General features: G+C 57.2%; 11 protein-coding genes. 8 read left to right on the forward strand and 3 right to left on the reverse strand.

The genetic code is table 11. The annotated features are described in order from the left end of the window. Positions 1 to 101: 101 nt before the first annotated feature. Complete coding sequence (locus EYQ49_02910) at positions 102 to 2,576, forward strand: leucine--tRNA ligase (protein HIG24830.1); 2,475 nt, start codon at positions 102 to 104, stop codon at positions 2,574 to 2,576. A 31-nt stretch (positions 2,577 to 2,607) separates the two neighbouring features. On the opposite strand, the gene EYQ49_02915 is transcribed toward EYQ49_02910, so the two are convergent. Together EYQ49_02915 and EYQ49_02920 are read right to left on the reverse strand one after the other, a co-directional pair. Next, a complete protein-coding gene (locus EYQ49_02915) occupies positions 2,608 to 3,471 on the reverse strand; it encodes a PAC2 family protein (GenBank protein ID HIG24831.1) in 864 nt (287 codons plus the stop codon). Next, a complete protein-coding gene (locus tag EYQ49_02920) occupies positions 3,468 to 4,490 on the reverse strand; it encodes a phosphotransferase family protein (protein HIG24832.1) in 1,023 nt (340 codons plus the stop codon). The genes EYQ49_02915 and EYQ49_02920 overlap by 4 nt, the downstream gene beginning before the upstream one ends. 99 nt (positions 4,491 to 4,589) lie before the next feature. On the opposite strand from EYQ49_02920, the gene EYQ49_02925 reads away from it, so the two are divergent. The 5 genes from EYQ49_02925 (at position 4,590) to holA (ending at position 9,642) form a co-directional block, all read left to right on the forward strand. Further along, positions 4,590 to 5,291 (forward strand): tetratricopeptide repeat protein, encoded by a 702-nt coding sequence (locus tag EYQ49_02925; protein ID HIG24833.1) that lies wholly within the window; start codon positions 4,590 to 4,592, stop codon positions 5,289 to 5,291. A 75-nt stretch (positions 5,292 to 5,366) separates the two neighbouring features. Next, positions 5,367 to 6,002, forward strand: a complete 636-nt coding sequence (locus EYQ49_02930; protein HIG24834.1) for a competence protein ComEA — start codon at positions 5,367 to 5,369, stop codon at positions 6,000 to 6,002. Positions 6,003 to 6,004: 2 nt separating this feature from the next. Beyond that, positions 6,005 to 7,741 (forward strand): ComEC/Rec2 family competence protein, encoded by a 1,737-nt coding sequence (locus EYQ49_02935; protein HIG24835.1) that lies wholly within the window; start codon positions 6,005 to 6,007, stop codon positions 7,739 to 7,741. A 42-nt stretch (positions 7,742 to 7,783) separates the two neighbouring features. Then, complete coding sequence (folP, locus tag EYQ49_02940; GenBank protein ID HIG24836.1) at positions 7,784 to 8,632, forward strand: dihydropteroate synthase; 849 nt, start codon at positions 7,784 to 7,786, stop codon at positions 8,630 to 8,632. After that, a complete protein-coding gene (gene holA / locus EYQ49_02945; protein HIG24837.1) occupies positions 8,629 to 9,642 on the forward strand; it encodes a DNA polymerase III subunit delta in 1,014 nt (337 codons plus the stop codon). The genes folP and holA overlap by 4 nt, the downstream gene beginning before the upstream one ends. 7 nt (positions 9,643 to 9,649) lie before the next feature. On the opposite strand, the gene rpsT is transcribed toward holA, so the two are convergent. Beyond that, the gene (rpsT, locus tag EYQ49_02950; protein HIG24838.1) at positions 9,650 to 9,910 is read right to left on the reverse strand and encodes a 30S ribosomal protein S20; all 261 of its coding nucleotides are present in this window, start codon (positions 9,908 to 9,910) and stop codon (positions 9,650 to 9,652) included. A 179-nt stretch (positions 9,911 to 10,089) separates the two neighbouring features. Here rpsT and lepA point away from each other — a divergent pair, with 179 nt between their 5' ends. Continuing rightward, positions 10,090 to 11,874 carry an elongation factor 4 gene (lepA, locus tag EYQ49_02955; protein HIG24839.1) on the forward strand — a complete coding sequence of 595 codons (1,785 nt, stop codon included), beginning with the start codon at positions 10,090 to 10,092 and terminating at the stop codon, positions 11,872 to 11,874. Positions 11,875 to 11,922: 48 nt separating this feature from the next. Continuing rightward, on the forward strand, positions 11,923 to 12,921 hold the full coding sequence (gene hrcA, locus EYQ49_02960; protein HIG24840.1) for a heat-inducible transcription repressor HrcA: 999 nt from the start codon (positions 11,923 to 11,925) through the stop codon (positions 12,919 to 12,921). Positions 12,922 to 12,923 lie beyond the last annotated feature (2 nt).

Raw genomic sequence — 12,923 nt, forward strand, 5'->3', positions numbered from 1 at the left:
GCGAGGTCTGCTACTGAGAACAGAAGCGGCCCGGTAAATTCTCTTTTTAAGAATGGGTAGAACCCTCGCCCGCCCACCAGAGGTCGCTAGCCTTGATCAAGATGTCTACGCAATACGACCCCCAAGCAATAGAAGCCCACTGGCAGCAACGCTGGCTCGACGAGGGCACCTACCATATTGAAAACGACGACCCTCGCCCGCCGTACTACGTGCTATCGATGTACCCGTACCCCAGCGGCCCCGCCCACATGGGGCACGTACGCAACTACACCATGGGCGATTTGTTGGTGCGCTACCGGACCATGCAAGGCGACGGTGTGCTTTCTCCCATCGGTTTCGACTCCTTTGGTTTGCCGGCCGAAAATGCTGCCATCAAAACCGGCACCCACCCCCGTCAACACACCGACACCAACGTCGAAGCGCTCTCCGCTTCGCTGCGCCGTATCGGAGCGGTCTACGACTGGCGCCGCATGGTGCGCAGCCATGACCCTAAATACATGCGCTGGACGCAATGGATTTTCTTAAAGTTCTACGAAGCCGGTTTGGTGTACCGGGCCGAAGCTCCGGTCAATTGGTGCCCCGGCTGTCAAACCGTGCTGGCCAACGAACAGGTGCTGCCCGACGGCACCTGCGAACGCTCCGGCGATTTAGTGGATCGCCGAGACATGGAACAATGGTTCTACCGCATCACCGATTACGCACAGGAACTTCTCGACGACTTGGAATTAGTGGAATGGCCCAACAAGGTCAAAGTCATGCAACGCAACTGGATCGGTCGCTCCGAAGGGGTGGAGTTCGGCCTGCCTCTAGTCGGTGCCGACGGAAATGCTCGAAGCGATGTAGACCCCCTCGCGGTGTTCACCACCCGGCCCGATACCGGTTTCGGCATGACCTTTGCCGTGCTTTCTCCAGAACACCCCCGAGTTGAAGAGTTCACCAGTGACCAACAACGCCAAGAAGTAGAAGATTTTTGTGCTTCGGTCGCCGGCCTCTCGGACATTGAGCGGTTAAGCAGCGAAGGGACGTTAGATAAACGCGGCGTAGCCACCGGCGGTTCGGTCATCAACCCATTTACCGGGCAAGCCATACCGGTATTTTTGGCTGACTACGTACTGATGACCTACGGCACCGGCGCCATTATGGCGGTGCCTGGGCAAGACCAACGAGATTGGGATTTCGCCAAAGCCCACGGCTGCGAGATTTTGCGTACGGTGGAACCACCGGCAGATTTTGACGGCGAAGCGTTTACCGACGACGGCCCGGCCGTTAACAGCGGTTTCCTTGACGGCATGAGAATCGCCGAAGCGAAAGAGGCAGCCGGCCAATGGATAACCAGCCAAGGCCTCGGCGAAGCCAAGATCAACTACCGCCTGCGGGACTGGTTGTTGTCTCGCCAGCGTTACTGGGGTTGCCCGATCCCTATTGTGTTCTGCGACGACTGCGGTGAACAACCGGTGCCCCTTGACCAGTTGCCGGTGGACTTGCCCGATGACGTGGAGTTCATGCCCACCGGGCGCTCGCCCTTAACCACCCACGAAGACTTCCTCAACGCCTCGTGCCCCAAGTGTGCAGGCCCCGCTCGTCGAGAAACCGACACCATGGACACTTTCGTGGACTCCTCCTGGTATTTCATGCGTTTCACCGACCCGTGGAACGAAGAAGTTCCCTTCGACAAAGAGGCCATGAAACGTTGGCTGCCGGTAGACCAATACATCGGCGGTGTAGAGCACGCTATTTTGCACCTCATGTACGCCCGGTTCTTTACCAAAGCGCTGGCCGACTTAGGCGTCGTACCTAAAGAACTGCGGGAACCATTCAAACGCCTCTTTACTCAAGGGATGATCCGTTTGGGTGGCACCAAAATGTCAAAATCTAAAGGCAACTTGGTGGCTCCAGAAGGCATCTTGGATGATCAAGGCGCCGATGCCTTGCGCCTGGCTCACCTGCAGGTAAAACCGCCACAAGAAGACGTGGATTGGGAAGACCTCGGCATAGACGGCTGCGCCAAGTTTTTGGGGCGAGTGTGGCGTTTAGCGCTTTCCACCAACTCGCTGCCCGGGCCGTGTCGCCAAGGCGAAATGACGGCCGCCGATCAAGAAATCGAAAAAGCTACCCACCGTTTGGTGGAGCGAATCACCGATGAGTACGAACGCTGGTCATACAACACTGCGGTGGCTGGTTTTATGGAGTTCACCAACAGCCTGTACCGCTGGATTCAAACCGACGAAGGAGCACACGGCCCAACCTTGGAAGCAGCGGTGGATGCCTTGCTACTGGTTATGGCTCCGGCCGCTCCGCATATTTGCGCCGAACTATGGCAACAACGCAACGACGGCCACATCCATCTTGAAGCCTGGCCGGTAGCCGACCCCGAAAAACTGGTGGACGACACGGTGACCATGGTGGTGCAAATAAACGGCAAAGTACGCGAACGTCTCGAAGTGTCAGCCGACATCGACGAAGCAACCGCTGAAGCTCTTGCTTTGGCCACCCCAAAAGTCATCGCCCAACTCGAAGGCGCCACCCCCCGCAAAATAATCATCCGCGCCCCCCGCCTGGTAAACGTAGTCATCTAACCCCACGTGACTGCGATTTATTAGGAGTTGATTATTGGTCGCGGAGGAAGCGTTCGAGTTCGGCAGCTAGTTCATCGCCGGAAGGGAGTTGGCCTCGATCGTCGTGGAGGTCGTCGTAAGCCTGTTCCAGTGTTTCTAGCATGGTGACGTGTTCGGGGTTTTGGGTGATTAGTTCATCTAAACGACTGCGTGCTGCTAGAGACTTTTCTGGCAAGGAACCCAAAGAAAAATCTACCTCCGTCAAATCGCTGAGCCCTTCCAACAACGCTTCGCTAGCCGGAGGGAAACTCATGGCGGCCAAATAATGAGGCACCTGGGCCCAAATGCCTACGGCAGGGATACCAGCGGCCGCTGCGGCGACCTCGATGACCGCCTGAGCGCCCGCCGGCACCTCCAAAGTTGACGTGACAAAAGATAAACGCTCGGCCAAAGCAGGAGTGCTGGCCGTGCAAGACAACCGAGTGGGGCGAGTGTGGGGGACAGCCGCCGGAAACGCCCCCAAGCCCACCACTAAAGAAACATTGAACTGCTGAGCAAGTTCCACCACCGACTGAGCAAAAGATTTCCACTCGTGGTCGGGCTCCGGCCCATGGAGCAACAACACCGGACGGTCGGCCTCTGTAGACAACAAGTGCATCTCCAGCGCAGGCCAAGTCAAACTTTGGGTAACCCCATCTACCAGTTTTAAAATTGGCCGGCGAGCCCGTTGGTCAAGCAACCGATCAGTATTGAAACGAGCCATCAAACGTTTATCGGGGTCACGCAAAAGCTGCTTAGTAGCTTCGGCGCTGGACTGCGCAGCATCCACCCAGCCTGCTAAAGACACCACCAACACGGCGTCGCCTAGGAAAGGAACATCATGTAAGTCATACATGGGGCCGCTATTCAAGTTCATGACAAAGTAGCGGCAGTCTCCGCCGCCAAATCGGCCAAAACGACTACCCGTTCCCCAAAGGCCTTCACCATTACGTCATCTATCTCTCCCATGACGCCGGCCACATACCGAGAGTAAACCCCTTCAATGATGCAAGCCATGCGCCAATAGTTGAAGGCCACATAGAAATCCAAGTGTTCAAGGTTGCGGTCGCTAAACGTGCCGTAAATCTCACGAATCTCATCAGCAGTAGGGAAACCCTCAGAACGGCTAGCCAAATCATTGGCCCCAGAAACCTGGTCAGTGACGGACGAGATAATGCCGCCCACATCAGCTAAAGCATCGCCCAGAGTAGATATTTCCCAATCCAAAACAGCAGCCACTGGCCCCTCAGGGTTCATCATGCAGTTGTCTAAGCGATAATCGCCGTGCACCAAACTCACCCCCTGTTGTTCGGGGATGCACGCCGCCAACGTGTCGTGCACGGAAAGCACCTGAGGAATCTCGCGACTGGTTGCATCCACAAACTGGCGACGCCAACGCTTTAACTGGCGTTCGATGTAGCCATCGGGTCGGGCCAAATCGCCAAGACCAACCGCATCAACATCCACAGAATGAATACGAGCCAAGGTTTCTATTAATGAGTGACCCATCTTTTGCCGGGCCTCCACCGAATATTCTTCGGCCTCATCACGTAGGCGCAGAATTACTCCCGGCACAAAATCCATGACATAAAACGGGGCGTCGTTTACCTCAGTGTCTTGACAAAGGCCAATTATCCCCGGCACAGGCACACCGCTGTCGGACAAAGCACTAATTATGCGATGCTCGCGGCTCATATCGTGAGCGGTGGCCAATACATGACCAAGTGGGGGACGACGCAGCACCCACTGGCGTCCTGACGAATCGGCAACCCGGTAAGTCAAGTTGGAATGTCCTCCCGTCACCGGGGTAAAAGTCAACGGCCCGTCAAGGCCCCCCACCTTAGAGTCAAACCATTTCTGCAGGTTCGCCGCGTTTATGCCAGAGATATCGTTCATCCCTTGCAGAGTAGTGGAGGAAGGGCTCAGGCTCCCTACCCTGAGACCACAAGTTCTTCCCCCGTAAGTTTTTCTGCCGCTAGCAGCGAGAGGACCCTCATGGACGTCACCGACGCCACCTTTGAAACCGAAGTGATTAACCGCTCCGCTACCACCCCCGTGGTAGTGGACCTGTGGGCCCCATGGTGCGAGCCATGCAAATCATTGGGCCCCATCTTGGAAAAAGTTATTGGGGAAACCGGCGGCCGGGTAATGCTGGCCAAAGTAAACGTTGACGAAAACCCAGGTTTGGCGCAAGCCTTCCAGGCGCAATCCATACCTGCCGTCCACGCCATTGTCGAAGGCAAACCGGTTGACTCTTTCATGGGCGCCCAAGGCGAAGACTTTGTACGCCAGTTTGTGAGCAAATTGCTCGGCGAAGAACCCGCACCACCAGTAGACCAACGACTAGCGGCCGGCGACGAAGCCTCTCTACGTTCCCTGCTAGAAGAAACCTCCGACCACCTTGAAGGTGTGTTAGCGCTCGCCGCTTTACTTATTGAACGCAACAACGAAGGCGACCGAGAAGAAGCAACAACCTTGCTGGCCCGCATACCAGAAACCCCCGAAGCTCGCCGGCTTGCCGCGCTGGCCCGGGTAGAACAAGTTGACGATATAGAAGGTCGCCTCGCCGAACTGCTTACCCAAGTAAAAGACGACGAAGAAGCCCGCCAAGCGTTCATAGACCTTCTCGAGGTATTGGGCCCCGACGACCCTCGCACCACGGGATGGCGAAAAAAACTCACCTCTTCCCTGTACTAAACCCCCAACAAATACCGGCCCTACCGGCCACACCCACTTCCCCCCTCTGATGTTTAAAGAACCGGAAGTGGGCCCATGCCCGTTATTGATGCCGAACCGGCCAGCCCGCTGCGCCGCCGAATAGACGATTACCTTTTTGAACACCCAGTAAACCCGAGACGGGTCTTGCTGGCGGTAGCGGTCTTGCTTATCGCCCTAGCGATTACCGCGCTTTCTTGGAGCCAAAAAGACGAGAGCCCCGTGGCCTCACTGCCTTTCGTGACGGTGGCTCCCTCCACCACCACCATGCCCAGCCTGGTAGTGGTGCACGTGGCTGGGGCGGTTATTTCACCCGGGCTTTACCATCTAGAAAACACGGCACGAATAGCCGATGCGCTCGACGCAGCGGGCGGCCCCGCCCCAGAAGCTTTACCCAACCAACTCAACTTGGCTTCTCGACTCACCGATGGGCAACGCATTTGGGTACCCAGTCAAAGCGAACCCAGCGACCCAGCCGAAAATGAAGCGGCCAATAATCAACCGCTGAACATAAACCAAGCCACGGCCACTCAGTTGGAACAACTCACTGGAATAGGCCCGTCGCTGGCCGCCTCCATTGTGGCCCACCGAGAAAACCAAGGAGCCTTTACCTCCATAGATGACCTGCTCAACGTGACAGGCATCGGTCCCGCCAAGTTGGCCGGGTTCCGGTTGCAAATAAGTGCTCCGTGACGGTGGCCTTCACCCTTCTTGGGGTCATGGCCGGGGCATTGTTGGCCCAACCACTAAGCGCTCCATGGCTGGGCGTTTTGTTCGGTCTGACTCTCAGTTGGCTGATTTTGGGTGGTCACCGGCGGTGGGTGGGCATGCTCCTGTTAGGAACGGTGGCCTGCCACTTCAGCGGTCTGGCTTGGCAAGCCACGGCCGCTCCATACCTGGGGCCGGTAACCGGGGTGGCGCAACTCATGAGCGACCCCACCGAACGCATCGGAGGCGGGTGGCGGGTTGAAGTCCGCATCGATGAAAAACGGTACGACGCTACCTTTACCCCCACCCAAAACAGCATCGCTGCGCTTTTGGCTGGGCAGCGTTTAGAACTCTCCGGGCAGGTACGCACCGCCCCGCGGCAATGGCAACGCACCCGCCACGTGGTGGGCACGCTTCGAGTTGACGAGCTCGGGCCGGTGCAACAAGCCTGGTGGCCGTACCGCTTGGCCAACGGGGTAAGAAGAATCTTGGCCCGAGGCACTGCGGTGCTTCAACCAGGCCAGGCTGCGCTACTTAGCGGGCTAACCATCGGCGACGACCGTTTTCAAGGCCCCGCCATTTCTGATGATTTTCGAGCCGCCGGCCTCGGCCACCTTTTGGCCGTTTCGGGTCAAAACGTGGCTTTCGTGTTAACGGCGGCGAGCCCCTTGCTAAATCGTTTGCGCACACGAAGCCGGCTTCCGCTTACCCTCTTATTGTTAATCTTTTTTGCTCTATTGACCAGGTTTGAGCCCTCGGTGCTGCGAGCCACGGTGATGGCCGGGGGGAGCGCTATGGCCCTCGGGGCGGGGCGTCCCATCATGGGACTACGACTTTTGGGTGTCACCACCGTTGCCTTGTTGCTGGTTGACCCTCTGCTGCTTTACCGGGCCGCTTTTCAACTTTCGGTGGCCGCCTCGGGCGGTATTTTGCTTTTGGCCGGCCCGCTGGCTCAGGCTTTTCCGGGGCCCCGCACCGTGGCCAACAGTTTGGCAGTCACCCTGGCCGCTCAATCGGCGGTCACCCCGCTGCTGCTGGTGTGGTTCGGGCCCGTACCGGTAGCGGCCCTACCCGCCAACTTGCTGGCCGCGCCGGTGGCGGGGCTGCTAATGATTTGGGGGATCACCGCCGGACTGGTGGCCGGGGTGGTCGGCCCGCCGTTAGCAACGATGCTGCATTTTCCGAGCTCCCTAGGCCTGCGCTGGATTTCCGGAGTAGCGGCCCAAGTAGGGGAACGACCTTTCGCCGCCTTGCCCACCGGGGGAGCGTTGCTGCTGGTGGGGCTGGTGTTCCTGGCCGCCGGGGCCAGCCACCGAGAAAACTTCACCGCAGCACGCAGCGCGTTAACTGCCGTGTTGTTGGCCCTGCTGCTGGTTGGCGGGGCTACTTTCTTGCGGTCGCCAGTCACCGAAGTTTCCGACGGCCTACGGGTTGCTTCTGCCGGAAAACTCGTGGTGGTCGATGATCACTACGGTGCCGAAGAACTCTTAGGCCGCCTGCGCCGCCACCAAATAGTGGCCCCAGAACTTTTGATCTTTCGCAACGCCGTGGACCAAGCAGTGCTTAGCGCACTAGTGCAGCGCTTTGATGACGTAGCTATTTGGGCACCTCGCGGGCCGCCCCCAGCGGTGGTTCCCGACTCTGGAACGGTGGTAATGGCCGGCCAGCAACAATGGCAGGTAGATCAACAAAGCGGCCACCTCTTGGTGCGGCCCGTGGGGTAGCAGAACCGCCCGCCGGGGTAGCCGCCGTGTAGCGTCCTCAGGGTGCAACTTTGTTTAGGGCCCTCCCACACTTTTGATATAACCCACCGGGCTTTAGTCATGGGGATCTTGAACCGCACTCCCGACTCGTTCTATGACCAAGGCCGCTACTGGTCGTTTGATGACTTTTTGGCCTTAGCCGAAAAACACGTAGATGACGGCGCTGATTTTCTTGACGTGGGCGGGGTAAAAGCCGGCCCCGGCCCAGAAGTAACCGAAGCCGAGGAACTCGACCGAGTCATCCCGGCTATTGAAGCCCTGGCCGCCCGTTTCGACCTGCCCCTTTCCATAGATACTTGGCGAGGTGCGGTAGCCGATGCCGCCTTTACCGCCGGAGCATGCATCGGCAACGACATCAGCGGGTTCGCCGACCCGACGTTTCTTCCGGCCTGTGTCGAACATCAAGCCTCGGTAGTGGCTACCCAAGTGCGCCTCGGGCCGCGTATTCCCGATCCCCAACCCCGCTACCAAAACGTACGTACCGAGGTAACCGATTTTCTCGCTACCCGTGCCCAATGGGCGTTAGCGGCCGGCATCCCCACCGAACGGATCATGATTGACGCCGGACTAGACCTTGGCAAAATCCCTGCCATGTCGGCCGAACTCCTGCGCCACAGCGACGACCTGACCGGCTTGGGTTATGCAGTGTTTCTTTCGGCCTCCAACAAAGGGTTCATTGGTGAACTGGTAGGCACCGAAGTTGACCAGCGAAAAGAAGCCTCCTGGGCCGCTCATGCCCTAGGCATTTCCTTAGGGTGCCGGGTACTGCGAGCTCACGATGTGCAAGGGGCACGTCGGGTAAGTGACATGATGGCAGCAGTCTTAGCCCACGGTAAAAAAGGACAACCATGAAAAATCCGATTGTTCTGCTCACCGGGGACGACCCCACGTTGATTAACGAAGCCCTGCGCTCCCTGGTAGAAAAAGCGCTCGACGGGCAAGACCGGTCGCTGGCTCTTGAAGAACTCAACGAAACCGCTTACCTAGTAGAAAACGAATACTCAGTGGCCCGACTCGTTGATGCCGCACAAACCCCGCCCTTTTTAACCGAACGACGGGTCGTGGTAGGCCGCCACGGCGGGCGTTTTAGCACCAAAGACCTGGTGGCCCCCATCGTGGAATACTTAGCCGACCCTCTCCCCACAACCCGGCTTATTTTGGTATGGGAAAAAGGCGAAAACCCCACCCACCAAAAACTGAGTGCCCCGCCAAAATCTTTAAAAGAAGCGATCGAAGCCGCCGGCGGGGCCATTCAACACTGTTCGGTGGGTCGAGGAAGAGAAGCCGACCAATGGTTACAAAAGCGATTCGACGCCGCCGACCTTCGCTTTGATCGTTCAGCCCGTAACGCCATAACGCAACGCATTGGTGAACAGCGAACTCGAGTGGTGGCTTTGTTCGCCACCCTCGGAGCAGTATTCGGCACCGAAAAAGAACTCAGCGCAAGCGACGTAGAACCCTATTTAGGGCAAGCCGGGGGAGTGGCTCCCTGGGACCTCACCGACGCCATAGATGCCGGTGACGTAGCAAAATCCTTAGACCGACTCCACCGAATGCAAGAATCAGGAGACCGGCACCCGTTGGCCATTGTCAGCGCGCTCCACGCCCACTACGGTCGACTTTTACGCCTCGACGGTTCGGGAATAACTACCGAAAATGGAGCAAGCGAGGCCTTAGGCATCAAAGGCTTCCCGGCCAAAAAAGCGTTACAAGTAAGCCGACGGCTTGGCCCTGGTGGAGCAGGCAAAGCCATCAAACTCTTGGCCGTCGCTGACCTCGACCTCAAAGGGCGTACCGCATGGCCGCCAGAGTTGGTGACCGAAGTATTAGTCGCTCGACTGGCCTCACTGGCCCGCCGATAAAAAACAGTTAAGCGCTTTGTGCGTCGAAACGTTTTTGCAAACGAGACTTTTGACGAGCTGCAGTGTTGGCGTGGATCACACCTTTAGCAGCTGCCGTGTCAATGCGGCGCATAGCCAGCAACAGGGCTTCGTCACGATCAGCACCGTTTTCCGCAGCGGCCAAAGCAGCCTTGGTGCGGGTACGCAACTCGGTGCGCACCATACGGTTACGCGTGCGTTGCTTTTCGGTTTGACGGTTTCGTTTAATTTGGCTTTTAATGTTTGCCACGGGGGCACATACCTCTATGAGAAAATATTTGGGACATGAAGTCAAAAGACCTCGCCGTTAATAAGACTTAACGAACAGCCCACAATGCTACCGCCCAGCAAAGAAAAATACGGTCTTAAACCGACTTCTCTGCCCAAGGGTGTCCACCAACCCTGAACCTACGGTACGGTCAGCCCACAATGGACTTATCACGCTTACGCAACACTTCGATTATTGCGCATATTGATCACGGCAAGTCCACGCTGGCTGATCGCATGTTAGAACTCTGCGGAGCAGTAGACCCCCGAGAAATGCGGGCCCAATACTTGGACTCCATGGATATTGAACGTGAGCGGGGCATCACCATCAAGTTGCAAAGCGTGCGCCTGGACTGGAACGATGCAGTTATTAACCTGATCGACACCCCCGGCCATGTGGACTTCGGCTACGAAGTAAGCCGATCGTTGGCGGCCTGCGAAGGGGTGATTTTGGTGGTTGATGCCGCTCAAGGAATCGAAGCACAAACCCTGGCCAACTGCTACCTGGCTTTAGAAAATGATTTAGAAATCGTGGCCGCTCTCAACAAAATCGATCTCCCGGCAGCGGAACCCGAACGCTACGCCGAAGAAATCGAATCCGTTTTAGGCATCCCCGCCGAAGAAATATTGTTGATCAGCGCAAAAACAGGAGAAGGGGTAATAGAACTTCTCGATGCCGTGGTGGACCGCACCCCGCCGCCGGTGGGCGACCCAAATGCCCCCCTCCAAGCACTTGTTTTCGACAGTCACTTCGACCAATATCGAGGGGTGGTGTCTTCTATCCGGGTAGTAAACGGAACCATTACCCCCAAAACTCAAGCGCGTTTTATGCAAGCCGGTGCAGTGCACGACGTAGATGAAATTGGTGTCCGGCGTCCCGAAATGACCCCGGTAGACGAATTAGGCCCCGGCGAAGTTGGCTACCTTCTGGCCGGAGTAAAAGATGTGGGTGAAGCCCGCTCTGGCGAAACAATAACCAGCAACCGTCGGGGAGCCCAAGAAGCCCTTCAAGGCTACCGCGAACCTCAACCCATGGTCTTCAGCGGCCTTTACCCCATAGACGGCGATGAATTCAACGACCTGCGCGACGCTCTAGAAAAACTTCGCCTCAACGACTCCAGCTTTACCTATCAGCCAGAAACTTCCGGAGCTTTAGGCTTCGGCTTCCGATGCGGGTTCTTGGGCCTCCTCCACATGGAGATCGTACGAGAACGCCTAGAACGCGAATTCAACCTCAGCCTCATCACCACTGCACCTTCGGTGGAATACCAAATCGAATTAACCACCGGAGAAAAGCTGGAAGTAGACAACCCCTGCGACCTGCCCTTAGCGGCAGAAATTGAACGCATAAACGAGCCATGGCTGGCCGCAAAGATTATTACCCCATCGGAATACACCGGGGCACTCATGGAACTTTGCCAAGAACGTCGAGGCGAGTTGGAATCAATGACCTACCTCTCACCCAAACGCGTAGAACTGAGTTACCACCTTCCCCTCGCCGAAGTAGTCATCGACTTCTTTGACCAAATGAAAAGCCGCACCCAGGGTTACGCCAGTTTGGATTACGACCCCGAGGGCTACCGCTCCTCAGACCTCGTACGCGTAGACATCTTGCTCCACGGCGAAACGGTGGACGCTTTTTCCATGATCGTGCATCGAAGCGCCGCAGATTCTTACGGGCGACGGATGGCCGCAAAACTCAAAGAACTCATTCCACGGCAACAATTCGAAGTACCGATCCAAGCGGCCATCGGGGGGCGCATCATCGCCCGAGAAACAGTACGAGCTTTCCGAAAAGACGTAACAGCGAAACTTTACGGTGGAGACATCACCCGTAAACGCAAGCTTTTAGAAAAACAAAAAGTCGGAAAACGAAAAATGAAATCCATCGGGCGAGTCGAAGTCCCTCAGGAAGCCTTCGTGTCGGCACTTCGCCTCGACGACTAAAGCGTCCCATTGGTTACGCCACCCGTAGTAGGGCGGTAGCATCACCCCATGCTCGAAGACCGCAAAGCCGCCATCTTGAGTGCCGTGGTGGCCGAATACATCGAAACAGCAGTCCCCGTGGGGTCTGGGCACATCTCTACCGCCCCCGGTGTTGACGTTTCTTCGGCCACCGTGCGCAACGAACTGGTGCATCTCGAAGAACAAGGCTACCTCGTAAAACCCCACACCTCGGCGGGCCGCATACCCACCGATAAGGCCTACCGGTTCTTCGTTGACCAACTTGATCGCCCCGGCCCCTTAGATCCCGGTGACCGAGAACAAGTCTCAGCATTTTTTGCTCGCTCCTATAATGAACTCGAACAAATGCTCAGCGACACCAGCACCCTGCTGGCCGACCTGACCGGAACCGCTGCGGTGGTGATCGCCCCCGACCGCCACCATCAAGAAGTTCGCTCCGTGCAACTGGTTTCTCTAAGCGCCCAAGTGACGTTGCTGGTTTTGGTTATGGCCAACGGTTCGCTAGAAAAACATGTTGTAGAGTTGGCCGCTGAGGCTGTTGAATCAACCGTGGCGGTGGCCAGCGCCCACCTTTCCGCAGCGCTCATTGGCCGACGTTCTTCAGACGTCCCGGCCGCTCCGCTCTCTGGAGACGTAGCAGTAGACCAGGTCTTGGCTGCGGTGATGATCGTGTTGGGGGCCCGACCAGAAGCCCTCGATCAAGCATTCGTGGGCGGCACCTCACAAGTGGCTGCCTCTTTCCACGGCGTGGAACGCATCCAGCAAGTCTTAGCAGTATTGGAACGACAATTCGTCGTGGTGAGTTTGATCCGTGACGTCATTGACCGGGGGCTTACCGTAGCCATCGGCAGCGAAACCGGGGTAAAGCCCCTCGCTGAATGCGCCCTAGTGGTAGCTCCCTACGAAGTAGAAGGCGAACGGGCCGGGTCTATTGCGGTGCTCGGGCCCACCCATATGAACTACCCCCAAGCTCTCGCTACCGTGGCGGTAGTGGGGCGTCAACTTGGGCAACGCATAACCGAGGGCTAACA

It is taken from the genome of Acidimicrobiia bacterium, assembly GCA_012959995.1.
Taxonomy (GTDB): domain Bacteria; phylum Actinomycetota; class Acidimicrobiia; order Acidimicrobiales; family MedAcidi-G1; genus MedAcidi-G2B.

What these genes read in the sequence shown, in the direction of transcription:
- lepA (HIG24839.1), top strand. Translation starts at nt 10,090, where the DNA reads ATGGACTTATCACGCTTACGCAACACTTCGATTATTGCGCATATTGAT.
- EYQ49_02920 (HIG24832.1), bottom strand. Translation starts at nt 4,490, where the DNA reads ATGAACGATATCTCTGGCATAAACGCGGCGAACCTGCAGAAATGGTTT.
- EYQ49_02925 (HIG24833.1), top strand. Translation starts at nt 4,590, where the DNA reads ATGGACGTCACCGACGCCACCTTTGAAACCGAAGTGATTAACCGCTCC.
- holA (HIG24837.1), top strand. Translation starts at nt 8,629, where the DNA reads ATGAAAAATCCGATTGTTCTGCTCACCGGGGACGACCCCACGTTGATT.
- EYQ49_02910 (HIG24830.1), top strand. Translation starts at nt 102, where the DNA reads ATGTCTACGCAATACGACCCCCAAGCAATAGAAGCCCACTGGCAGCAA.
- hrcA (HIG24840.1), top strand. Translation starts at nt 11,923, where the DNA reads ATGCTCGAAGACCGCAAAGCCGCCATCTTGAGTGCCGTGGTGGCCGAA.
- EYQ49_02930 (HIG24834.1), top strand. Translation starts at nt 5,367, where the DNA reads ATGCCCGTTATTGATGCCGAACCGGCCAGCCCGCTGCGCCGCCGAATA.
- EYQ49_02915 (HIG24831.1), bottom strand. Translation starts at nt 3,471, where the DNA reads ATGAACTTGAATAGCGGCCCCATGTATGACTTACATGATGTTCCTTTC.